Source organism: Bradyrhizobium zhengyangense (assembly GCF_022012555.1).
In the GTDB taxonomy this organism is placed as follows: Bacteria; Pseudomonadota; Alphaproteobacteria; order Rhizobiales; family Xanthobacteraceae; genus Bradyrhizobium; species Bradyrhizobium zhengyangense.
Map to the genome: position 1 here is coordinate 220,025 of NZ_JAKLTZ010000010.1, position 21,380 is coordinate 241,404.

Consider the following 21,380-nt stretch of genomic DNA (forward strand, 5'->3'; position numbering starts at 1 on the left):
GCATGATCTTTCGGCCCTATGGTGGGGCCGCAGTTTGTTGCCGGAGCCACCCTAGATGCCCTTCCCTCACGCTTCCGAAGCCCTTTCGCGGTTCACCGTGCTCGATCTGACCCGCGTCCGCTCCGGCCCGACCTGTGTGCGCCAGCTCGCCGATTGGGGCGCGACCGTGATCAAGATCGACGCGCTCACAGAGGATGCCGGCGGCGAGCAGCCGGGCGGGCCGCGCCGGGGCTCCGACTTCCAGAATTTGCACCGCAACAAGCGCGCCATGACGCTCAACCTGAAGGACGAGCGCGGGCTTGCCGTGTTTAAGCGCCTCGCCGTCAAGGCCGATGTCGTGGTCGAGAATTTCCGCCCCGACGTGAAGAAGAAGCTCGGCATCGACTATGACAGTCTCGCCGCGATCAACCCGCGCATCGTCTATGGCAGTATCTCGGGCTTCGGCCAGGACGGCCCCTATCACAAGCGGCCCGGCTTCGATCAGATCGCGCAAGGCATGGGCGGATTGATGTCGATCACGGGTGCGCCGGGCGAAGGCCCGATGCGGGTCGGCATTCCCGTCGCCGATCTCACCGCCGGCCTGTTCTGCGCCATCGGCATCCTCACCGCGCTGCTCGAGCGCGAGGTCTCCGGCAAGGGCCAATGGGTGCAGACCTCGCTGCTCCAGGCCCAGATCTTCATGCTCGACTTCCAGGCCGCGCGCTGGCTGATGGAGAAGGAAGTCGCCAAGCAGGCCGGCAACAATCATCCGACCAGCATTCCGACCGGCGTGTTCAAGACCTCGGACGGCTACATCAACATCGCCACGACCGGCGGACGGATCTGGGAGCGCTGCGCGCAGGCGATCGGCGCGCCAGAGCTTTACGGCCATCCCGATTATGCGACGGCCCCTGCCCGCTCCAAGAACCGCGACGCACTCAACGCCGAGATCGAGAAGCGCACCGTGACCAAGTCGACCGAGACCTGGGTCCGCGAGCTCAATCAGGCCGGCGTGCCGTGCGGGCCGATCTACGCCATCGACCAGATGTTCGAGGACGCACAGGTCAAGCATCTCGGCATTGCGCAGGACGTGCCCAACGACGAGAACCGCCACATTCGCCTGGTCGGCCAACCCGTGACGCTGTCGCGCACGCCGAGCAAGATGGTGGCGCGGCCGCCGGAATTCGGCGAACAGACCGACGAGGTGCTGAAGGAATTCGGCTTCGGCGCCGACGAGATCGCCGCGCTCAGGGCCGCCAAGGTAGTCTGAGGATCAAGGCCCGAAACGCAAAGGCCCAGCACAAGCGCCGGGCCTCCAAACAGGTCTGTCGAAGACCGTCAGTACCTGGCGACAACCGGTCCCGAGAACCGGTAGTTCACGCGGATACGGACGATGTTGTAGGTGAAGCGCGTACCGAAATTGCCCGTCGTGGTGGTCGTGGTAACGGTATTGAAACCGATCGCAGGCGTGCTGAGCGCGTTCGTAACCGTCGTCGCGGTCGTCGAACCACCGTTGAACGAGCCGAGATCCATGTAGAGGTATTCCACCTTCACGGACCAATTGCGATCAATCGCGAACTCGCCGCCAGCGCCGACCGTCCAGCCGGCCTTGGTCCCCAGCTGATACCCAAGGCAGGCGCGCTCGCGCCGAGATGTCAGTAGGCGAGACCGCCGGTCGCGTACAGAAGCACGCGCGGAGCTGCAACCCAGCCGACGCGACCACGGAGAGTCCCGAACCAATCGAGGTTGTAGTTGGCCGGATACAGCACCGAGCCCGCGGGGCATCCGATCGCCGAGCAGATATTGTTCGTCGACTTCTCGTCGCTGCCTTGGAAGTCGGCTTCAAGACCACAGCCAATTGCTCTGCTGCCAGTTGTAACCGAACTGGCCACCGCCGACCACGCCATTGACGTTTGAGCGTGCCCAGATCGTCTGCGCCGCCAGTGGTGTCACGACGGGGCCGCCGACAGGGGTGGGGCCAGCGGTGCGGAACACCTGCACGCTTTGCGTACCAGTCAGCGTGCCATCGTCACGCTCGCGGCCCCAGCTGTAGCCGACATTGCCGCCAACGTAGAAGCCGCTCCAATTGAAAGCAGGATCGACCATCGGGGGCGCCTTGACGTAGGGCCTCGCCGCCAGGTCGGCCGCCATTGCGCCGGTTGCAAACAGCGACATCGCCGCTGCCATTCCCATCACGATCCCGTTTCATGGACCGCACGATTTTGTCATCCGATAATACGCCTGCAAGCGCCTGATGAATGTGCCGCTCCTGCAATAACCGGGAACAATCAAGCAAAAACGGCCTCCACACCGGAGCACCAACCATTGTTTTCAAAGAAGATTGTCTTATCCCGTCAGCGCGATGTCGCGCTGGTCCGCCTCGTCCAGCCGACGCGGGCGAGCAGCCCGTCGATGACGGGCCAGAACAGCAGCAGAATCGCCAGCGTCGTGATCGAACCGACCAGGCCGTTCGACCAGAACAACTTTAGGTCGCCGCCTGAGCCGATCATCGAGAGACGGAAGGCGTCTTCGGCGCGGTTGCCGAGGACGAGCGCCAGCGTGAACGGCGCCAAGGGAATACCGATCTTCTTGAAGACGTAGCCGACGACACCGAAGCCGAGCATCAGCCAGATGTCGAACATCGCGTTCTGGATCGCATAAGCTCCGATGGCGCAGGACACCACGATCATCGGCGCCACCGCCGCAAACGGCACGCGCAGGATCGAGGCGAAGATCGGCACTGTCGTCAGCACCAGCACGAGGCCGACGACATTGCCGAGATACATCGAGGCGATCAGGCCCCAGACGAAGTCCTTGTGCTCGACGAACAGCAAGGGGCCCGGATTGAGTCCCCATACCATCAACCCGCCGAGCAGGATCGCGGCTGTGCCGGAGCCGGGAATGCCGAGCGCGAGCATCGGCAACAGCGCCGAGGTGCCGGAGGCGTGTGCTGCCGTCTCCGGCGCGAACACGCCTTCGATACGGCCTTTGCCAAAGCTCGCCGGATCCTTGGCGAAGCGTTTTGCCAGATTGTAGCCCATGAAGGACGCCGCGATCGCGCCGCCCGGCGTGATGCCTAGCCAGCAGCCGATGAAGGACGAGCGCAGCAGCGTCACCCAGTATTTCGGCAAGTCCTTCCACACGCTCAGCACCACGCGCAGCGAGATGCTCGCGGCATGGCCGCGCAGCGCCAGGCGTTCCTCCATCGTCAGCAGGATCTCGCTGATCCCGAACAGACCGATGACGGCGACGAGGAAGTTGATGCCGCGCAAGAGCTCGGACGAGCCGAAGGTCATGCGCAGCTGGCCCGACACCGTGTCCATGCCGACGCCGGCCAGCAGCAGGCCGAGCGACATCGAGATGACGGTCTTGTGCTTGGCCTCGCGCCCGAGGCCCACGAAGGAGCAGAAAGTCAGCAGATACACCGCGAAGAACTCAGGCGGGCCGAACTTCAGCGCAAAGGACGAGATCATCGGCGCGAGGAAGGTAATTAGCAGCACCGCGACCAGCGACCCGATGAAGGACGACGTAAACGCCGCCGTCAGTGCCTCGGCCGCCCTGCCCTGCTGCGCCATCGGATAGCCGTCGAAAGTGGTCGCGACCGACCAGGCCTCGCCCGGGATGTTGAACAGGATCGAGGTGATCGCACCGCCGAACAGGGCACCCCAATAGATGCAGGACAGCATCACGATCGCCGAGGTCGGATCCATCGTGAAGGTGAGCGGCAACAGGATGGCAACGCCGTTGGGACCGCCGAGGCCCGGCAACACGCCGACGAAGATGCCGAGCACGAGCCCGACCACCATCAGCACGAGCGTTTTCCACGTCAGCAGGACGGCAAAGCCATGAAGCAGGAGACCGAAAGCTTCCATCGGGGGGCCGCCTAGTAGCCGAAGGCCGCTTCGAGCGGCCCTTTCGGCATGATGACGTCGAAGGCGACGTCGAAGGTGACGAACATGATCGCCGTGAACAGGAAAGCGGTGAGCAGCGACTTCCACAGCGCGATCTTGCCGATCAGCCGCATGAAGCCCGCGATCAGCAGGAAGCTCGCGACATAGAGGCCGAGGAATTGCGTCACCAGGCAGAACAGCAGCGTCGGCACGAACACCGCCAGCACGCGGCGTGCCTGCGCGCGCGTGACGAAAGTTTCGGAGGCCGCGCGGCGCACGAGGAGCGCGGCAATCAGGCCGTAGAGGCTGCCGCCGCCCAGGATGACGGAGAGATAGAACGGGAAATAACCGGGCTCGGGCCCGGTCGAATCCCAGGACGCGCCGGTTCGCCAATTGTCGTAACCGAGGATGGCGGCCAGCGCGAGCAGCAGCAGGCACACGACAATTTCGACCGTGTCGGACGAGACGACCGAAGGCGAATCGTCTTCAGGTGCGGTCGGATCGTCGACGACGATTTCATGATCGGTTTGGGACATTGGATTTCAACAAACGCTCTGACCAATTCCCCTCTACCGGCTCACGGGGAGAGGGTTCGGGTGAGGGGGAGTCTCCACGGGGACGGTGACAGCGGGACTCGGGGAGAGTCGCCCTCACCCGCATCGCTTCTGAGCTTCTGCGAAGCGACCTCTCGCCGCAAGCGGGCGAGGTGAAGACCCGCTACTTCGCGACGAAACCTGCTTCCGTCATCAGCGCCTTGTTGGCGGCGTCGTCCTCTTCAAGGAACTGCACCATGTCTTTGCCCGTGAGGAAGATCGGCTTCAACGCCTGCTTTTCCATGTAATCCCTGTATTCGGCGGTCTGTGTCACCTTGTGGAATAGCTCGACATAGAACGCCTGCTGCTCCGGCGTGACCTTGCCGGGCAGGAACATCGCGCGCAGCATCAGATACTGGACGTCGACGTCCTCCTCCTTGCAGGTAGGGATATCGGCCCAGGACTGCGTGTCCGTCACCTTGGCTGTGTAGGAGATGCGCTCCTTGTCGAACACGCAGAGCGGCCGCACCTGACCGGCGCGCCAGACTTCGAGATTTTCGGATGGGTTGTTGACGTTGGATTCGATGTGATTGCCGACGAGCTGGGTCGCGGCCTCACCGCCGGACTTGTAGGGCAGATAGGAGAACTTCGCGCCGGTCTTCTGCTCGAGGAAGACGGTAAGCACGTGATCCTCGCGCTTGGAGCCGGTGCCGCCCATCTTGAACGGCGAGCTCGCGGCCTTTGCGGCCTCGACGAACTCCTTCACCGTCTTGGGACCGGCGCTGTTGTCCCACAGCACGAACTCGTCGAGCGCGATCACAGAGACCGGGGTCAGCTCACGCCAGTTGAACGGGATCTTGGCCGAGAGCGGCAGCATGTAGATCAGCGAATAGGCGATCAGCACCTTGTTCGGGTCGCCCTCGCTGGACTTCATGTACATCAGCGCTTCGGCGCCCGATGCACCGCCCTTGAGCGAGACCACCATGGGCTGCTTGATCAGATTGTTCTTCTGGATCGCGGCCTGCATCATCCGCGCCATCTGATCGGAGGCGCCGCCCGCGCCTGCCGCCACCACGATCTCGACCGGTTTGGTCGGCTCCCAGCCCGCGAGTGCCGGCGCCACCCAAAGCGAAGCCAGCAACGTGGCTGCGGCCTTCATTCCATGTCCCACGCGCGTCAACTCCAAATTCTTGTCTATGTTCGGATTGGCTATTCGTGAAAGCCCGAGAAGAGCCGTATTGTGCGGGCGAACGCCGGCCAGTTCAAGCCGCCCGGCATCGCCCCGCTTATGACTTTGGAATGAGATCGTTTGCAAGCGCGGTGGCGCCGCAAAAAAACGCGGCCCCTGCGGAGCCCACGCGTATCTCGCAAAGCCGATGCGTGCGTCTAGACAACCAGGATGTCGTGCGGGTTGATCACCGCAGCCGCCTGACCGGCGACGATCGCATGCGCCGAGCCTTGCGTACCATCCGCGCTGAAATAGAGCGTTTGGTTGGCCGTGTCGAAGTGAAATTGGCCGCACCGAGAAGTTGTTGTCGGCCGAGCTCTCGAATGTCGACGTCACGTCAATGCCCGCCGTCAGACCGCCACTGAAGCCGCCCGCGGAGATCGTGATGCGATCGTGCTGGCTCGCGTTGTTGAACTCGGTGATCTGACCGGGCGCAGTCGGCACCTGGAGAAATGCGAAGGTGTCGTTGCCGCCGCCTCCGGTCATGACGTTGCCGCTGGCGGTGCCGATGAGGACATCATTGCCCGCTCCGGTCTGCGTCGAGACGCCGCCGGCGTGATCGTCGAGCTGCACGGTGTAGGTGATGTCGAGATGCTGCGCCGCCGCGAGATAGTCGAAGGCGAGATCGGGTGCCGAGAACGTGGTGTTGATGGTGCCGGCGCTCGAGCCGGAATTCTTGATGACGTTGTCGACATGATAGAACGCCATCAGCTCGGCGTCGCCGAGCGGGCCCGGCAAGAGCCCAGCAGTGGCGCCGGAGGCGGAAACACCGATCACGGTCGCTGTGTGGCCGGTATTGGTGAGATCGCCGTCGGTGAAGTTCAGGGCAACATGGACGGTGTCCGGCGACAGCGACAGCGTCTGGTTCAGCTGCTCGGTGACGGTCGCCGCCGTCGTCATGTTGATGACAGGCCTATCGTCGGTGCCTGTTACGACGACCTTTACGGTCTGGATCGCGGTGCCGCCATGGTTGTCGGAGACCGTGATGTCGTAGGTCAGCGTCAGCGTCTGATTTTTGGCGAGAAAGTCGAAGTCATCGTTAGCATCGCTTGAAATTCCATTGGAGCTGGCCCGAGCCGTTGGAGTCGCTGACGATCTGCGAATGCATCGCGGTCTGGAAATGCGTCAGGGACGTGGCCCGACAGCGTTTGCAGCGCAGTCGAATCGGTGGTGTCAGCCAATTTGGTGAAGCCGCCCGTCGCGGACGACGAGTTGAAAACCGGCGAACGATTGGTCATGGAGAAAATCCCTGCCTGCGTTTGCCCACGAAAGACGTCGCCGCATCGAGCACGCGGCGACGCGACTAGTCGGCCCGAGAAATCGGACGTGCCTCAGCCTTCCTGACTTAAAGCCTTGTCAGTCTTGGTTTAAGAGTCTTGGCTTGTTCGCGAGGCCGTGCTGGCGTCGGGATGGTCAGCAGCAATGAATTCTGGCGCAGCTCGCGTCGTCGAACGTACTTGGCTACTTTTTCAGTTCAATTTCACTTCAATGACGTCCGGTTGAGCTACGCATCACTCAAATCGCTCAATTCGACTGGACTTGAAATCACCCGGCCCGCATCAAAAACGGAACGGTGGAATGCAACCTCTGCGATCTTATGCCCGAGCTCGCTGTGCCGTCAATGTGAACGCGCGTAATGACAGCCGCACGTTTGCGGTCTAGGAGACGGAACCGCCTGACAAATCTATATAACTGCAACGCGAGAAACGACTGACGGTTGACGTCAGTGATCGCTTCGCTGTCGCGCCACCACAAAGCAGCGGCGCAAGAAGCACAGCGCGAGGCTACTTGCCCTTCCAGACCGGCGCGCGCTTGTTGAGGAAGGCGTCCATGCCCTCGCGGAAATCCTCGCTCATATAGGCCTTGAGGATCAGGTCCTCGCCCTGTTCGCGCGACAGCGTGGGGCGGATGCGGCGCACCGCTTCCTTGGTCGTCTCCAGCGTCAGCGGCGCATGGCTCGCGACAAGCCTTGCGGTTTCATCCGCGCGGCGCTGCAGCGTCTCGACATCAGGCACGATTTCGGAGAGCAGGCCGAGCGACAATGCTTCCTGCGCCTCGACCAGACGCGCCCTGAAAATCAGGTCCTTGGTGCGGGCGGGACCGACCAGCGAGACGACGCGGCTGATATTCGACATCGACAGGCAGTTGCCGAGCGTGCGTGCGATCGGAAAGCCCATGCGCGTCGTCTCGGTGCCGATGCGAAGATCGCAGCAGGCGGCGATGCCGGCGCCGCCGCCGGTGCAAGCGCCCGCAATGGCCGCGATCACGGGCACGCGGCACTGTTCGAGCGTGCCGAGCACGCGGTCGATCCGCGCCTCGTAATCGAGCGCATCCTGCGCCGTCTTGAAGGCGCGGAACTGGGAAATGTCGGTGCCTGACGCAAACGCCTTGTCACCGGCACCGGTGAGGATCAGCGCCTTGATCGAACGATCGGCGTTGATCTCCTGGCAGATCTCCGCCATGCGGTCATACATGGCGAAGGTCATGGCGTTGCGCGCCTGGGGGCGGTTGAAGGTGATCCGCGCGATGCCGTCCGTGACGGAGTAGAGGAGGTCTTCGTTCGTCGTCGGTGCGTTCATCGCGCGCTCACTTATTCTTCAGCTAGATAGATCAGGCCACTTTGGCCTTTTAGCCACCTGGCCTTTAAGCCACTTGGGCCTTGGCCATCGGCACCGCGTCACGTCCTTTCAGGACGTCCATGGCTGCCAGCACGCCACCACTCCGGTGCGGAATCTTGGCAAGATCCAGGCCCATCTCGACGCCGGCGAGCGTGCCCATCAGCATCAGGTCGTTGAAATGGCCGATATGGCCGATGCGGAACACCTTGCCCTTGACCTTGTTCAGGCCGGTGCCGAGCGACATGTCGAAGTTTTCGAGCACCACCTTGCGGAAGGCGTCGGCGTCAAAGCCGTCAGGCACGCGCACGCCGGTCAGCGCCGGCGAGTGCGCGGCGGGATCCACGCACTGCGTCTCCAGGCCCCAGACCTTGGCCGCGGCGCGCGTCGCCGCGCTGTGGCGCTTGTGGCGGGACCAGACATTCTCGAGGCCCTCCTCCTCGATCATCTTCACCGCTTCGCGCAGGCCGTACAGCAGATTGGTAGCCGGCGTATAGGGGAAGGTGCCGAGCTTGTTGAAGCTGATGACTTCCTGCCAGTCCCAATAGGAGCGCATGCCGGGATTGGTCTTGGCAACGTTGAGCGCCTTCTCCGAGACGGCGTTGAAGCCGAGGCCCGGCGGCAGCATCAGGCCCTTCTGCGACCCGGCGACCGAGACGTCGATGCCCCAGGCATCGTGCTCATATTCCATCGAGCCGAGACCGGAGATGGTGTCGACCATCAACAGCGCCGGATGCTTGACGCGATCCAGCAGCTTGCGCACCTCCAAAGGCGGCGTGACGCAGCCGGTCGAGGTCTCGTTGTGGACGATGCAGACCGCCTTGATCGCGTGCTGCTTGTCGGCGGCAAGGCGCTTCTCGATCTCGGCGAGGTCGGCGCCATGGCGCCAGTCGCTGGGGATGAAGTCGACGTCGAGCTTGAACTTGTCGGCGATGCCGCGCCACAGCACGGCGAACTGGCCCGTCTCGCACATCAGCACCTTGTCGCCGGGAGCGAACACGTTGACCATGGCCGCTTCCCAGGCGCCGGTGCCGGACGAAGGGAAGATGATCACGGGCTGCTTGGTGCGGAACACCCGCTGCATCGAGGCGAGGACCGCAAAACCGAGCTCGGCGAACTCCGGACCGCGATGGTCCAGCGTCGGCATGTCCATCGCCCGCAGCACGCGGTCGGGCACGTTGGTCGGTCCTGGAATCTGGAGAAAATGCCTTCCAGTATGCACGGTCATAGGCGTCCTTCCCGGTCTTTGGGGCTGTCTTGCTTGAGCGCGGCCCGCATTAAGGGCTCCGCCGAGCCGCTCGCATATCACTATTCGCCGGGCTTGTCCCTCGCCCGGCGGGGTCCGTCAATGCACAAGAAGCAGGGCTCGCTTGCCAAGGGCCGCGACGGGAGGCAAGAGGGTGCCTGCGAATAGGCGAGAGTGGGTTATGGCTGGGGAAGTGGCTGGAATATCACCGGAATCAGTCCGAACGGACCGTCTGGCGGCTCGTCTTGCCCGGGACCTCACCGGTGACGTCCTATTCGACAGCTTCAGCCGCGGCCGCTATGCCACCGACGCCTCGTTCTACCAGATCATTCCGTCAGGCGTGGTCGTGCCGAAGACCATGGACGAGGCCTTGCGAGCCCTGGCCATCGCCCGGGACGAGGGTGTGAAGGTCACCCCACGCGGCGGAGGCACCTCGCAATGCGGCCAGACCGTCAATGACGGTCTCGTGGTCGACCTCTCGAAGCACCTCAACAAGATCCTGTCGCTCGACGTCACGGGGCGAACCTGCGTGGTTGAGCCCGGCATCGTGCTCGACGACCTCAACCGGCAGCTCAAAAAGCACGGCCTGTGGTTTCCGGTCGACGTCTCCACGGCCTCGCGCGCCACCATCGGCGGCATGGCGGGCAACAATTCCTGCGGCGGCCGCTCGCTGCGCTACGGCACCATGCGCGACAACACGCTGTCGCTCGAGGCCTCGCTCGCCGACGGCACATTGAGCCGGTTCGGTGAGGTTTCGCGCGATCTCTCGGACAGCGACGCCGGCGAGACCATGCGAGCGCTGTTCCGCGACATGCTCGATCTCGGCGCGCGCGAAGCCCAAGAGATCGCCGCGCGCTTCCCAAAAGTGCAGCGCCGGGTCGGCGGCTACAATCTCGATGCACTCACCCCGCGCAATGCGCGCAACAACATGGCGCATCTGCTGGTGGGCTCCGAAGGGACGCTGGCCTTCACTACCAAGCTCGAGCTGAAGCTGTGGCCCGTGATCCGCAACAAGGCGCTGGGCGTTTGCCATTTCGGCAGCTTCTACGAGGCGATGGATGCGGCCCAGCATCTCGTCAAACTGAAGCCGATCGCGGTCGAGCTGGTCGACCGCACCATGCTCGCGCTCGGCCGTGACATCGCGATGTTCAAGCCGATCATCAACGCGGCGATCAAGGGCGATCCGGATGCCGTGCTGGTGGTCGAGTTCGCCGAAGAGGACCAGGCCGATAATTTGACGCGCCTCAAGCAGCTTAGCGAGCTGATGGGCGATCTCGGCCTCGGCTGGAATAACGAGCCGCGCAAATGGGGAGGCGTGGTCGAGATATCAGAGCCCGCACTGCAGAGCGGCATCGCCGATTTCCGCGCCGCCGGCCTCAACGTCATGATGTCGATGAAGCAGGAGGGCAAGCCGGTCTCCTTCGTCGAGGACTGTGCCGTGCCGCTGCCGCATCTGGCCGACTACACTCAGCGCCTGAACGAGGTGTTTTCCAGGCACGGCACTAGCGGCACGATGTATGCGCACGCCTCCGAGGGTTGCCTGCATGTGCGGCCCGTGCTGAACCTCAAGCTGGACAAGGACGTCAAGGCGATGCGCGCCATCGCCGAGGAGGCATTCGCGCTGGTGCGCGAGTACAAGGGCTCGCATTCCGGCGAGCATGGCGACGGCCTGGTACGTTCCGAATTCCACGAGAGCATGTTCGGCGAGCGACTGGTCGCCGACTTCCGCGAGGTGAAGAAGCGCTTCGACCCCGACGGTGTGCTCAATCCCGGCAAGATCGTCCACGCGCCCAAAATGGACGACCGCTCGCTGTTCCGCTTCAAGCCCGACTATCGCGTCACCGAGCTGAAGACAAAGCTCGACTGGTCCGCCTATCCCGGCGCCGGCGGCGGCTTCCAGGGCGCGGTCGAGATGTGTAACAACAACGGCGCCTGCCGCAAGCTCGAGGGCGGCGTGATGTGCCCGTCCTACCGAGCCACGCGCAACGAGAAGGACGTCACGCGGGGGCGCGCCAACACGCTGCGGCTCGCGATCTCAGGCCAGCTCGGCCCCGACGCGCTCGCCTCCGACGAGATGATGGAGACGCTGAAGCTTTGCGTCTCCTGCAAGGCCTGCCGCCACGAGTGCCCTGTTGGCGTCGACATGGCCAAGATGAAGATCGAGGTGCTGGCGGCACGCGCCGCCTCGCACGGCCTGACGCTGCGCGATCGACTGGTCGGCTACCTGCCGCGCTACGCCGATCTCGCCGCGCGCTTTGCACCGCTCGCTAATTTGCGCAACCGTAGTCGGTTGCTACGTAAGCTGTTCGAACGCTTTGCCGGCATCAGCGCCCGCCGCGCGCTACCCGCCTTCCGCAGCGACGTCTTTGTGCCGCCAACCGACAGCGTCGGGCCGGAAACCGGCCGCGAAGTCGTTCTTTTCGCCGACACCTTCAACCGCATCTACGAACGCGAGAACCTTGACGCCGCGCTGCGTGTGCTGACGGCCGGCGGCTATCGCGTCCATCTGCCGAAACCGGCCAGCGGCAGCCGCCCGCTCTGCTGCGGCCGCACCTTCCTGTCTGCCGGACTCGTCGATGAAGCCAGGTCCGAGCTCGACCGTCTCGTCGCCGCTTTCGCACCCTTTGCCGCGCGCGGCGCGCCGATCGTCGGCCTCGAGCCGAGTTGCCTGCTGACCCTGCGCGACGAGCTGCCTTCGCTGCGCAAGGACAACGACGCCAAGGTCGTCGGCGCCCACGCCCTGACCTTCGAGGAGTTCCTGGTGCGCGAGGCCGAGACCGGCCGGCTGCAACTGCCGCTCGGCACCATCGCCGAGAAAGCCGTCGTGCACGGCCATTGCCACCAGAAATCCTTCGGTGCTTTCAAGCCGGTCGAGCAGGTGCTCCGCCTCGTGCCTGGCCTCGAGGTTAAGACCATCGAGTCGAGCTGCTGCGGCATGGCCGGCGCTTTCGGCTATGGCGCCGAAACCTATGACGCCTCGATCGAGATGGCCGAGCTGTCGCTGCTCCCCGCTGTGCGGAAGGCTGATCCGTCTACGCTCGTCATCGCCGACGGCACCTCCTGCCGCCATCAGATCCACGACGGCGCGCAACGCGAGGCTCTTCACGTCGCGCGCGTTCTGGCGATGAGCCTCGACCGTGCCGAAACCAATTCCACTTCCAACACAAAGGAACCCAGCCATGGCTGACCTCACGCTCGACACCGCCCGCAAAATCCTCGACGCCTCGTTCGCCAAGGCGGGCGAGCTCAAGCTCAAGCCGCTCGTCGTCACCGTCCTCGACGCGCGCGGCGTGCTCAAGATCGCAGCCGCGCAGGACGGCACCAGCCTGATGCGCGCTGAGATCGCCCACGGCAAGGCCTATGGCGCGCTCGCCATGGGGCTCGGCTCGCGCGCTCTGTTCCAGCGTGCGCAGGAGCAGCCCTATTTCATCGACGCTGTGAACACGATTGCCAAGGGCGCGCTGGTGCCGGTCCCCGGCGGCGTGCTGATCATGGATGGCACGACGTTGCTCGGCGCCGTTGGTGTGTCCGGCGATACGTCGGACAATGACGAGGCCTGCGCCGTGGCCGGCATCCAAGTCGCGGGCCTTAAGGCTCATCCGGGCTAGCTAACTTGTCACCCGTGACAGCTGTTCAGACGCCGCTGGTAGCACCGATGGACCGACGCATTAGCTGTACAAAATAAAACAACAATCATTAGATGTAAGAACAAATCTCGGCTCGGAAAAAGCAAGTAAATTCCGAAAGGTGGACATTCCGATCTTCAGTCTTGACTGAGCACCCCTCCGCAGTCCCTACTGCAATACACGGCTTCGTGAACGAAGCCATTCGTTGAGGATTTGCAATCCTCCTGAAGCGAACGGGCACTCTAGTGGCTGCGCTCGAGCTGTGGTAGCGCTGGGACTAGGTTACATTTTCTGGTTTTCAAACGTGAATTTGGGCCGATCGTCGACAGCGTCACAACAGCCCTTTACTGGCGAGCGAATTGAGCCAACCAAAATTTGGAGATTGAAATGAGAACCTATTGGTCGTGCTTATCCGCTTTTCTGTTTTTCATGCTAGGCGCAATCCCTGTGCAAGCCCAAGCCAGCCGCACTTGGGTTTCAGGTGTTGGCGACGATGCCAATCCCTGTAGCCGAACGGCCCCCTGCAAAACTTTCGCCGGCGCTATCTCGAAGACGGCTGCAGGAGGAGAAATCGATGCCTTAGATCCAGCTGGCTTTGGGGCATTGACGATCACTAAAGCCATCACCATCGACGGCGGCGGAGGACAAGTGGCTTCCGTGCTCGTCGCAGGGACGAACGGCATCAATGTCTCTGCAGGAGCGAATGACGTCGTTATTCTCAAGAATTTGCGGTTCAATGGCATAGGGAGCGGCCTGACCGGCATCAACTATCTTTCGGGCGCAGCACTCGTAATCGAAAACTGTGCGATCTACGACTTCATTACGGCCGGCATCGGAGCATCAACATCAGCCACCTCAAAGCTGATTGTCACAAACACCACCATTACTAACTCAGTAATTGGCATCAATGCGGTGCCTACCGGTGCCCTGTCAGGTCAAGTTGACCACTCGAATATCCAAGTCATGACGACCGCTGGAATCAAAGCGACCGGACCCGCCAATATCACGATTTCCAATTCGAGTGTTGCCAACGCCGCGACTGCCGTACTGGCTGGAGCTGGTTCAATCATGGGCGTCGACTCTTCGCAGATTAACCATAACACCACGGCATTCTCGACTACCGGTGGTTTCATGCGAGTCAGCCGCAACATCGTTTTCGACAACGTTAGCGACTTCTCGATCGCGGGCGGCGGAACGATCGCTTCGGCCGGCAACAACATCGTCGCCGGCAACGGCGCCACCGTACCCAATGGCACCGTCACGCAGAGATAACTGGACTGCGTGAGGCATTTATCGGTACGGCGTAACAGACCGGGACTGCCTTTATAGTGGCGGCTGTCAGGTGGCGCGTATTCGCCACGCGACAGCCGTGGATATTGATAGATCCGATCATGGCGATCTCACTCGTCCTCTCGGCATGCCGTGCTAGAGCTTCTATCGAGACCTTGTCGGCGGCTCATGAACTGCTCCCTGTTTTGACCGGACATCGGCGTCAGCCGGAGGAACTAGGCATAGTCCTAATGTCCGAGACGTTTTCGAAGGTGGAAGTCATCACCGGCGTTGCCCGCCGGCGACGGTTTCCGACGGAGCAGAAGCTCCTGGTCGTCAACGAGACGCTGCAACCGGGCATGTCGATCAACTATGTTGCCCGTCGCCATGGCTCTCCCCGAGCCTGGTCTTCCGATGGAGACGGCTGATGAGCGAAGGGGGCAAGGAAGCGGTGCGGGCGGATGAGGATGTGGTCGCCGCATCCGAGGTCAGGCGGCTGGAGGAACGGGTTCGAGACCTCGAACGCATGCTCGGTCGCAAGACCCTGGAGGTCGAGATCCTCAAGGAGGCTCTTGACCTTGCACGGGTAAAAAAACAGACCTTGCTGTCGCGATCGCAAGCACCGGAGGATACCCCGTGAAACGGATCGCAGAGACCCTCGGGGTGGCCCGTTCCAACCTGGTTGAGCGAGTTGACGGCAAGCGTCCGAAGCGCGGTCCTCAGATCCGCGCCGGGGATGCCGAGCTTACGTCCGATATCCGGCGCCTGGTGGATGGCCGGCCTAGCTATGGATACCGGCGGATCGCCGCGTTCCTCAAGCGCGAGCGGCGATCCGCCGGCCACGATCCCGTCAACGCCAAGCGCGTCTACCGGCTGATGAAGAAGGGCGGCTTGTTGCTGGCCCGGCATACCGGGCGCCGCATCCCGCGGGCCCATGATGGAACGATCATGACAAGCCACTCCAACGTGCGTTGGTGTTCGGACGCGCTGGAGTTCACCTGCTGGAATGGCGAGATCGTCCGGGTTGCCTTTGCCCTGGACAGCCATGACCGCGAGGTCATCAGCTGGTCGTGACAACGGCCGGGATCTCCGGCGAGATGATCCGGGACATGATGGTACACTGTGTCGAGCAGCGGTTCGGCGACATGCGCGCTCCACGCAAGGTGGAATGGCTGACCGACAATGGCTCCATCTTTGCTGCCTATCGCACCCTTGAGATTGCCGCGGCCCTGAACCTCGAGCCTTGCTTCACGCCGGTCGAAAGCCCCGAGAGCAACGGCATGGCCGAGGCATTGGTGAAGACCTTCAAGCGCGACTATGTTCGTGTGAACCCGATCCCTGACGCGCGCACCGCGCTGCTGCGGATCGATAACTGGATGGAGGATTACAACTCAGAACACCCGCATTCCCGGCTGGGCTACCGCTCGCCGCGGGAGTACATTGCATCACTCAAACCAGCCGAGTGTCCGGTCTAACGGGGTCAACTCCAGCTCACCCATCCGAGGGCGTACTACGCCTCTTTGAAAGACATCCTGCTCGTATCCCCGACACCATCCCGCGATTTGCGTTGAACGAAAGCGGAATCAATTCGGCTGCTCGGCGAGAGCGCGCTTGCCGCAGCCTCTAGAACCGCGAACATGATGCATCTGAGAAACTATCGTGCCGACAAATTCTCGATCAACTCGCACACGTGCTCATCGAGCATAGCTAGCGCGATAGAAGGGTGAACGAACTCAACATCATCCACATGCCAATACTTCACTTTAGACGCCGCCGTGGGGAAACGGCGTTCGACTAGGGGGCGATGCTCGCTCTCTTTCACGGCGATGACTATGTCAGCGGCATCGATATCAGCCAGCGAGCACGGCGTTGGGCTGCGTGCTGCGCCTTCTGGCTGGATGCCCTTCGCTCGCAGGTCATCGAGGACAAAAATTGACATCGGTCCTACATTATTAAGCGATCCCCGCTCGGCGGCTCCTCGCGAAAACGCCCGCCATGAGAGACCTTTGATCTTCGCAAGATGGTTGAATAGTTCCTCCGCATACCGACTGCGATAATAATTACCGGTGCATAGAAACAGGATTGCCTTCTGCGACATTTTTTCTCGCTGTTGCTTGTCTCGTTCACAAAACGACAAGGAAGCGCCGGGAACATTGCGGGCCAACAAAAAGCTCTCCGCACATGCATAGCAATGTCTCAGGACTGACGCCGCGACAATTTTGTGCTCTCGTCTGCTACCTTCGGCTTTCTGGGATGATCTGCGGCGAGGCCAGCGATGATCCAGCCGTTCAAGCTAGGTACGCCAGACGCAACCCGCGCTACGTAGAGCACTTGCTGCAGAGAAACATTTTTTTGGCGAAGCCTCCGACGATCTGGCCCGTCCGTGCAAGCGGACTTCGCCATGCCTCCAGTTTCGTTTTACAGCTTATTCGCAACACAAAGCAGGGCGGCGCCGCCAGTAAGCAACACAAACGAGACAGGAGGCTGGCCGGGAGTGGCGCCGTTGGCCAACATTCGTCGGCGTCCCCATAAGTTGCACTCGGTCGCACCTTCGCCTAACACTCACTTTTTTTTTAGCGGTAATGGAGAGGGCGATAGAGGCTCTGTTCGCGCATCTGCGGAAAACGCGGCTCTACAAATTGGCGCGCGACATCCGGTGAATCGTGACTCCTTTGCTGTCAATGTGGAACACTGGCTTTCGGTACTATTTCTGGCTCAAGCGAATCGTGAAGCCCAGTCCCACCTCTGCATCCTGCTGTGGCATTTTACCGGTCGCGGCCAGGAGCCCCCGCCAACTGATCCAATTTGATAACGATGCTAGTGTTTTCCGACCTTGCGATCGATCCGCGCGATGAGCGCGAGGCACGCGCGTTAGTAGTGGACAGCTACCGGGTCGTCATCATTGCGCCAACATTCCACGCCGCAGATCCTCCGGATTGGGAACACAGTATCTTCATCAAGCGCTGCCCAATCGGAGCCGCTTACGAAATTAACGCGTTCCCATGGATATTCCCCATTCATGTGTTCCGAGCGGCAATTGCCGTCGGCCCGATCGCCTATCACTGCCACGATGCCTGGACGGTATTGATTGGCGCGTTAGCGGCCGGGCGTCGGGGCGCCAAGCTCCTGGTCGATTTTCACGAGTACTTTTCTGAGAACGTGTCCGATCGACTGCTCCCGCATCGCGGATGCGAAAGCTTGTCTACCAAAAACTCGAAAAGCTCGCGTTGCGCCGAGCCGATGTGGTCATCACGGTCTGCCGTTCGATCGCTCACGATCTGCAACGGATCGAGCCCCGGGGCATCGAACTCGTCCGCAACATCCCTGCAGTCGGGCGCGTGGAACGCCCGTATCCCTCGCTGCGTAGTCAGTTAAAGATCCCCGACGGTCTGTTTGTAATCCTTTACCAGGGTGGCGTCGGACCGACGCGCAATCTGCCGCCGATGATCAAGGCACTCACGCTGATTTCTGATGCAGCGCTGGTCATCGGGCCAGAATACCGGTCGCTGGCCAATCAGCTCGGGTCTCAGAGCGGCTGTTTCTGGCTGGGCCCGTGCCATCGGCGGACGTCGTCGCGGCCGCCCGCGGTGCCGATGCTGGCATCTGGTCTCTGATGCCCGTCTGCAAGAACTTCCTTTACGCCTTGCCAAACAAGCCCTTTGAGTATGTGGCGGCCGGCATTCCCGTCCTTGCGGCCGAGCTCCCCGAGGTCAAGCGCGAGATCCTCGACCCAGGTCTTGGTTACGGTTTTTCACATTCGGATCCCGCGTCGATTGCAGCAGCCGTAGCCCGCTTGCGCGCCGATCCCGATATCCGCCGACGCGTCCTTGACGCTCGTTTCGAGCCGGACTGGCCGAAGCCGCCTGCCATCTACGACGCGCTGTGCACAGCACCGACGACCGCTCTGCTGGGCTCCTGCATCAATCAGGCAAAGCGAGAGGCCCACTTCTGAACTAGGCGCTTACCCTTCCATCACCACGAGGGGCAATAAGTTGAGCGATGCTATCAGCCCGATATCGCCCGCTTCAGGCGAGCGGCGTGCCGCTGGTAGGCGATCACGTATGCTGCGTCTACCGCGTATCCAGCAAGGACCGCGAGCAAGCACACAAGGTACGCCTCCCCCCAAGCCAGCCAAATATTCGACCAGGAAATAGTGAGCACGACTACCGCAAAGACGACTTTTCTCATAGCGCAGCGTTCCCACGGATAGAGCGCTTCGGTCAACTACGAGGAACGTCCCGTGGTTAGCCATTCCTCGTAACGCACGCAGGACGAAACTCTAACACGGCGCCGCAGCTTTCAGATCCGTCGTCATGCCTGTGACCTCTTGCGCACCACCCTATCGACAATTTGCTATGAAGTACGGCATCAGCTTCTCAAAGATCTCTCCATCGAAGCGCTGGATCTCCCAGGTCAGAGCATCATTCCACCCCGGCGCGTGCCGATGAATCATTTCCATATCCGCCGAAACTTTGACTGCTCTTCATGAAATTGTAATCCATCCGCTCAAGGCGTTGCCGTCTCAGCCGACCGATTTTGGGCGTTCATTTGACATGATGTTCCTGCGTCCGGACGGACTTTCACTAGCACTCGAAGGGAGCGCGGACTGTGTCCGGGCCGCAACAGTCCGAAAAGAGTATGGCTGACCACGTGTAAATTTCCCTGAGCGGGCGGCAGAAGGATGGAACGGGCGTTATCCGATCAGCTGATCAGCGTCGCAGCCCCGCTATGATCGCAGCAATGTCCTGCTCGCCCCCGGCGACCGAGGCTCGATGGTCGAAGCTGCCTTTTAGCAAACCCGCCGCCCCCGAGTAGGCGGATGAGCATTGCCGAAGGATGCATCGCCTTCGCCCTCGTTCCGATTGAATTTTCGGTACAGTTTGATTTAGGAGACAGTCATGGATTCCGCAACTGTGATCGAGCGATCCAAACATGGGGCGTCATCGATCTACGCCGTCCCCTGATCCCGCCAATCCGGGCCGAACGCCCACGTTGATGCCGGACATTACTGCAATTGCAGATCATAACTCGAGTCGTCTGGCCATGAACTCAATCGTCTCTACTAACAACAATAAATCGAGATTGGCTCTGCCGATTGTAAGCGCTTAGCCGCCACCCTAAGGACGCAGGCTTGACGCCTTGCGGAAGCGCCACGGCATGAGGTCGCCGATTCTGCTGTGGGGATGGCCGTCGATGATCGCCTCGAGTGTTTCGGCGATGTAGGCGGCCGGATTGACGTCGTTGAGCTTGCAGGTGGCGACGATCGAGGCGAGTAAGGCCCAGTTTTCTGCCCCGATTTCATGACCGGCGAAGAGCGCATTTTTTCTGGTCAAGCAGACTGGCCGGATGGCGTTCTCGACCGGGTTGGTGTCGAGCTCGAGACGCCCGTCTTCGAGGAAGCGGGTCAGCCCCCGCCAATGATTGAGCGCATAGCGGATATCCTCGGCGAGGTCGAACCGCTGGAGATCATCGACAGCTGTTTCTCGAACCACGACTTTAACGCGGCTACCATTGGCAGCGAGTGCTCCTTGCGCGCGGCCAACCGGACGTCCGGCGACGAGCCGCGCACCATGGCTTCGATGGCGTAAAGCTGCGCGACGTGCCGAACAGCGGCCTCAGCGATCGGTGACTTGCTGTTGCGCACCAATTTGACGACGCGCCGGCGCAAATGGCTCCAGCAATGCACGAGCGTCCACGGCCCCTGCGGTCGACCGACTTCGGTCAGCCGGTCATAGCCGTCATAGCCATCGCATTGCAGGAAGCGTCCGCCAAAGCCGTCCAGGAACTGCTGCGCGAAGGCACCGCTGCGACCGGGGGCATATCGGAACAGCACGATCGGCGGACTTGGGCCGCTGTGGCCGCGGTCGTCTGAGGCTATCGCCCAGAAGTAGCCTTTCTTCGTTTGGCCGCGCCCCGGATCGAGTACCGGCGCCCTGGTCTCGTCCATGAACAGCCGATCCGCCATAGCCAGGTGGTGGCGCATGCGGTCCGCGATGGGTTGAAGATGGAAGCAGGCGCGGCCAGACCAGTTGCCCGGTGTCGCCCGATCAAGCCGGATGCCCTGGCGCGCATAGATCTCGGCCTGACGGTAAAATGGCGTATGGTCGCCAAATTTGGAGACGATCACGTGCGCGATGGCCGCTTCGGTCGGCAGCCCGCCGGGCACGACGTGCTCCGGTGCGTGCGCCTGTACGACGGGGCCCGAGCAGCGGCGACAGATATATTTCGGGCGGCGCGTGACCAGCACGCGCCATTGCGCCGGGATCACATCAAGGCGCTGGCTGACGTCCTCGCCGATCTTCGTCATGGCGCCGCAACCGCACGGGCAGAGCGTGCTTGCAGGCTCGATGATCCGTTCCACACGCGGCAAATGGGCAGGCAAGCAGCCGCGATTGCGATGAGAACCTTGATCCGGATCGCTCCGCGATCGGCCCTTGATCACAGCCTCGGCTCTCTCCTGCGCCGCGTCCAGGATGCCTTGCGCGATCTCCACGTCTTCCAACGGTAAGTGATACTGATCTGGCCGCAGCTTCTCGGACTTCGCGCCGAACCTGTCGCGCCGCAATTCGCCGAGGATGACCTCCAGCCGACGCCGCGCTTCCTCCGACGCCGCCAGCGCCCCCTGATGCTCGCTCAAGGCCGCCTGCGTTTGCGCCAAAAGCGCTTTCAGTTGTTCATTTTCGTCGCGCAGCGCCGCGATGCTCATGCGCTATTTCGAGCACATCGGCGCCGCGCGTGCCACGATCAAAATAGCTTCCGAGTCATTCTGCCGCAGTTATCCAGCGACCTGCGGGCGCCGCGCTTCCTCCGGGCGCACCAATCTCCAATCCAACCCTTCGAACAAGGCAGCAAACATCGCCGGCGATATCCGCATCACGCCGTCCGCGATCGTTGGCCAAACGAACTTGCAACCTTCAAGACGCTTGTGCACCAACACCAGGCCCGTTCGATCCCAGACCAAAATCTTGATCCGGTCCGCTCGTTTCGATCGGAA

Annotated in this window: 16 protein-coding genes and 4 pseudogenes; 8 read left to right on the plus strand and 12 right to left on the minus strand. The window is 61.9% G+C overall.

Translation table 11 applies throughout. The features are described from left to right. The first annotated feature begins 55 nt into the window (after positions 1-55). Positions 56-1,249, plus strand: a complete 1,194-nt coding sequence (locus L6639_RS30835; protein WP_237865144.1) for a CaiB/BaiF CoA transferase family protein — start codon at positions 56-58, stop codon at positions 1,247-1,249. Positions 1,250-1,317: 68 nt separating this feature from the next. Here L6639_RS30835 and L6639_RS30840 read toward each other — a convergent pair whose 3' ends face one another. From L6639_RS30840 to L6639_RS30880, 9 genes and pseudogenes are all read right to left on the minus strand, one after another. After that, the gene (locus L6639_RS30840) at positions 1,318-1,764 is read right to left on the minus strand and encodes an outer membrane protein (protein ID WP_237865145.1); all 447 of its coding nucleotides are present in this window, start codon (positions 1,762-1,764) and stop codon (positions 1,318-1,320) included. A gap of 57 nt (positions 1,765-1,821) precedes the next feature. Next, a complete protein-coding gene (locus L6639_RS30845) occupies positions 1,822-2,166 on the minus strand; it encodes a hypothetical protein (protein WP_237865146.1) in 345 nt (114 codons plus the stop codon). Positions 2,167-2,333: 167 nt separating this feature from the next. Further along, positions 2,334-3,851 carry a tripartite tricarboxylate transporter permease gene (locus L6639_RS30850; protein WP_237865147.1) on the minus strand — a complete coding sequence of 506 codons (1,518 nt, stop codon included), beginning with the start codon at positions 3,849-3,851 and terminating at the stop codon, positions 2,334-2,336. An 11-nt stretch (positions 3,852-3,862) separates the two neighbouring features. Next, entirely contained in the window at positions 3,863-4,405 is a 543-nt protein-coding gene (locus L6639_RS30855; protein WP_237865149.1) for a tripartite tricarboxylate transporter TctB family protein, read from the minus strand. 181 nt (positions 4,406-4,586) lie between these two features. Next, positions 4,587-5,561 (minus strand): Bug family tripartite tricarboxylate transporter substrate binding protein, encoded by a 975-nt coding sequence (locus tag L6639_RS30860; RefSeq protein WP_237865164.1) that lies wholly within the window; start codon positions 5,559-5,561, stop codon positions 4,587-4,589. Positions 5,562-6,560: 999 nt separating this feature from the next. Then, positions 6,561-6,686, minus strand: a pseudogene (locus L6639_RS43340) (hypothetical protein); the annotation flags it as partial. Continuing rightward, entirely contained in the window at positions 6,632-6,868 is a 237-nt protein-coding gene (locus tag L6639_RS30870) for a hypothetical protein (RefSeq protein WP_237865150.1), read from the minus strand. The gene L6639_RS30870 and the pseudogene L6639_RS43340, both read right to left, overlap by 55 nt. A 546-nt stretch (positions 6,869-7,414) precedes the next feature. Further along, entirely contained in the window at positions 7,415-8,209 is a 795-nt protein-coding gene (locus tag L6639_RS30875; RefSeq protein WP_237865151.1) for an enoyl-CoA hydratase/isomerase family protein, read from the minus strand. A gap of 64 nt (positions 8,210-8,273) precedes the next feature. After that, on the minus strand, positions 8,274-9,473 hold the full coding sequence (locus L6639_RS30880) for a pyridoxal-phosphate-dependent aminotransferase family protein (RefSeq protein WP_237865152.1): 1,200 nt from the start codon (positions 9,471-9,473) through the stop codon (positions 8,274-8,276). A 199-nt stretch (positions 9,474-9,672) separates the two neighbouring features. Here L6639_RS30880 and L6639_RS30885 point away from each other — a divergent pair, with 199 nt between their 5' ends. The 4 genes and pseudogenes from L6639_RS30885 (at position 9,673) to L6639_RS30900 (ending at position 15,861) form a co-directional block, all read left to right on the plus strand. After that, positions 9,673-12,678 carry an FAD-binding and (Fe-S)-binding domain-containing protein gene (locus L6639_RS30885; RefSeq protein WP_237865153.1) on the plus strand — a complete coding sequence of 1,002 codons (3,006 nt, stop codon included), beginning with the start codon at positions 9,673-9,675 and terminating at the stop codon, positions 12,676-12,678. Further along, on the plus strand, positions 12,671-13,099 hold the full coding sequence (locus L6639_RS30890) for a GlcG/HbpS family heme-binding protein (protein WP_237865154.1): 429 nt from the start codon (positions 12,671-12,673) through the stop codon (positions 13,097-13,099). Before L6639_RS30885 ends, L6639_RS30890 begins: the two co-directional genes overlap by 8 nt. Before the next feature lie 405 nt (positions 13,100-13,504). Continuing rightward, on the plus strand, positions 13,505-14,389 hold the full coding sequence (locus tag L6639_RS30895) for a right-handed parallel beta-helix repeat-containing protein (RefSeq protein ID WP_237865155.1): 885 nt from the start codon (positions 13,505-13,507) through the stop codon (positions 14,387-14,389). Between the two features lie 248 nt (positions 14,390-14,637). Then, positions 14,638-15,861: pseudogene (locus tag L6639_RS30900) on the plus strand (IS3 family transposase). Positions 15,862-16,040: 179 nt separating this feature from the next. Here the strand turns inward: L6639_RS30900 and L6639_RS30905 are convergent. Further along, positions 16,041-16,550: an arsenate-mycothiol transferase ArsC gene (locus L6639_RS30905; RefSeq protein WP_237865157.1), complete on the minus strand. Its 510-nt coding sequence runs from the start codon at positions 16,548-16,550 to the stop codon at positions 16,041-16,043. Between the two features lie 650 nt (positions 16,551-17,200). Between L6639_RS30905 and L6639_RS43535 the strand changes: the two are divergent. The 3 genes and pseudogenes from L6639_RS43535 to L6639_RS30915 all read left to right on the plus strand — a co-directional run. Then, positions 17,201-17,515: pseudogene (locus L6639_RS43535) on the plus strand (hypothetical protein); the annotation flags it as partial. Positions 17,516-17,574: 59 nt separating this feature from the next. Continuing rightward, the gene (locus L6639_RS30910; RefSeq protein WP_237865158.1) at positions 17,575-18,000 is read left to right on the plus strand and encodes a glycosyltransferase family protein; all 426 of its coding nucleotides are present in this window, start codon (positions 17,575-17,577) and stop codon (positions 17,998-18,000) included. Beyond that, complete coding sequence (locus tag L6639_RS30915; RefSeq protein WP_237865159.1) at positions 17,940-18,338, plus strand: glycosyltransferase family protein; 399 nt, start codon at positions 17,940-17,942, stop codon at positions 18,336-18,338. Before L6639_RS30910 ends, L6639_RS30915 begins: the two co-directional genes overlap by 61 nt. Positions 18,339-19,503: 1,165 nt before the next feature. Here the strand turns inward: L6639_RS30915 and tnpC are convergent. Further along, a pseudogene (gene tnpC, locus L6639_RS30920) lies at positions 19,504-21,092 on the minus strand (IS66 family transposase). Between the two features lie 69 nt (positions 21,093-21,161). Beyond that, a complete protein-coding gene (gene tnpB, locus L6639_RS43540; RefSeq protein ID WP_377818995.1) occupies positions 21,162-21,323 on the minus strand; it encodes an IS66 family insertion sequence element accessory protein TnpB in 162 nt (53 codons plus the stop codon). Positions 21,324-21,380: the final 57 nt, after the last annotated feature.

Bases quoted from the DNA above. Each gene is read 5' to 3' on its own strand.
- L6639_RS30845 (WP_237865146.1), bottom strand. From the start codon at position 2,166: ATGGCAGCGGCGATGTCGCTGTTTGCAACCGGCGCAATGGCGGCCGAC.
- L6639_RS30835 (WP_237865144.1), top strand. From the start codon at position 56: ATGCCCTTCCCTCACGCTTCCGAAGCCCTTTCGCGGTTCACCGTGCTC.
- L6639_RS30895 (WP_237865155.1), top strand. From the start codon at position 13,505: ATGAGAACCTATTGGTCGTGCTTATCCGCTTTTCTGTTTTTCATGCTA.
- L6639_RS30860 (WP_237865164.1), bottom strand. From the start codon at position 5,561: ATGAAGGCCGCAGCCACGTTGCTGGCTTCGCTTTGGGTGGCGCCGGCA.
- L6639_RS30890 (WP_237865154.1), top strand. From the start codon at position 12,671: ATGGCTGACCTCACGCTCGACACCGCCCGCAAAATCCTCGACGCCTCG.
- L6639_RS30880 (WP_237865152.1), bottom strand. From the start codon at position 9,473: ATGACCGTGCATACTGGAAGGCATTTTCTCCAGATTCCAGGACCGACC.
- L6639_RS30850 (WP_237865147.1), bottom strand. From the start codon at position 3,851: ATGGAAGCTTTCGGTCTCCTGCTTCATGGCTTTGCCGTCCTGCTGACG.
- L6639_RS30855 (WP_237865149.1), bottom strand. From the start codon at position 4,405: ATGTCCCAAACCGATCATGAAATCGTCGTCGACGATCCGACCGCACCT.
- L6639_RS30875 (WP_237865151.1), bottom strand. From the start codon at position 8,209: ATGAACGCACCGACGACGAACGAAGACCTCCTCTACTCCGTCACGGAC.
- L6639_RS30840 (WP_237865145.1), bottom strand. From the start codon at position 1,764: ATGCCCCGCGGGCTCGGTGCTGTATCCGGCCAACTACAACCTCGATTG.
- L6639_RS30885 (WP_237865153.1), top strand. From the start codon at position 9,673: ATGGCTGGGGAAGTGGCTGGAATATCACCGGAATCAGTCCGAACGGAC.
- L6639_RS30910 (WP_237865158.1), top strand. From the start codon at position 17,575: ATGCGAAAGCTTGTCTACCAAAAACTCGAAAAGCTCGCGTTGCGCCGA.
- L6639_RS30870 (WP_237865150.1), bottom strand. From the start codon at position 6,868: ATGACCAATCGTTCGCCGGTTTTCAACTCGTCGTCCGCGACGGGCGGC.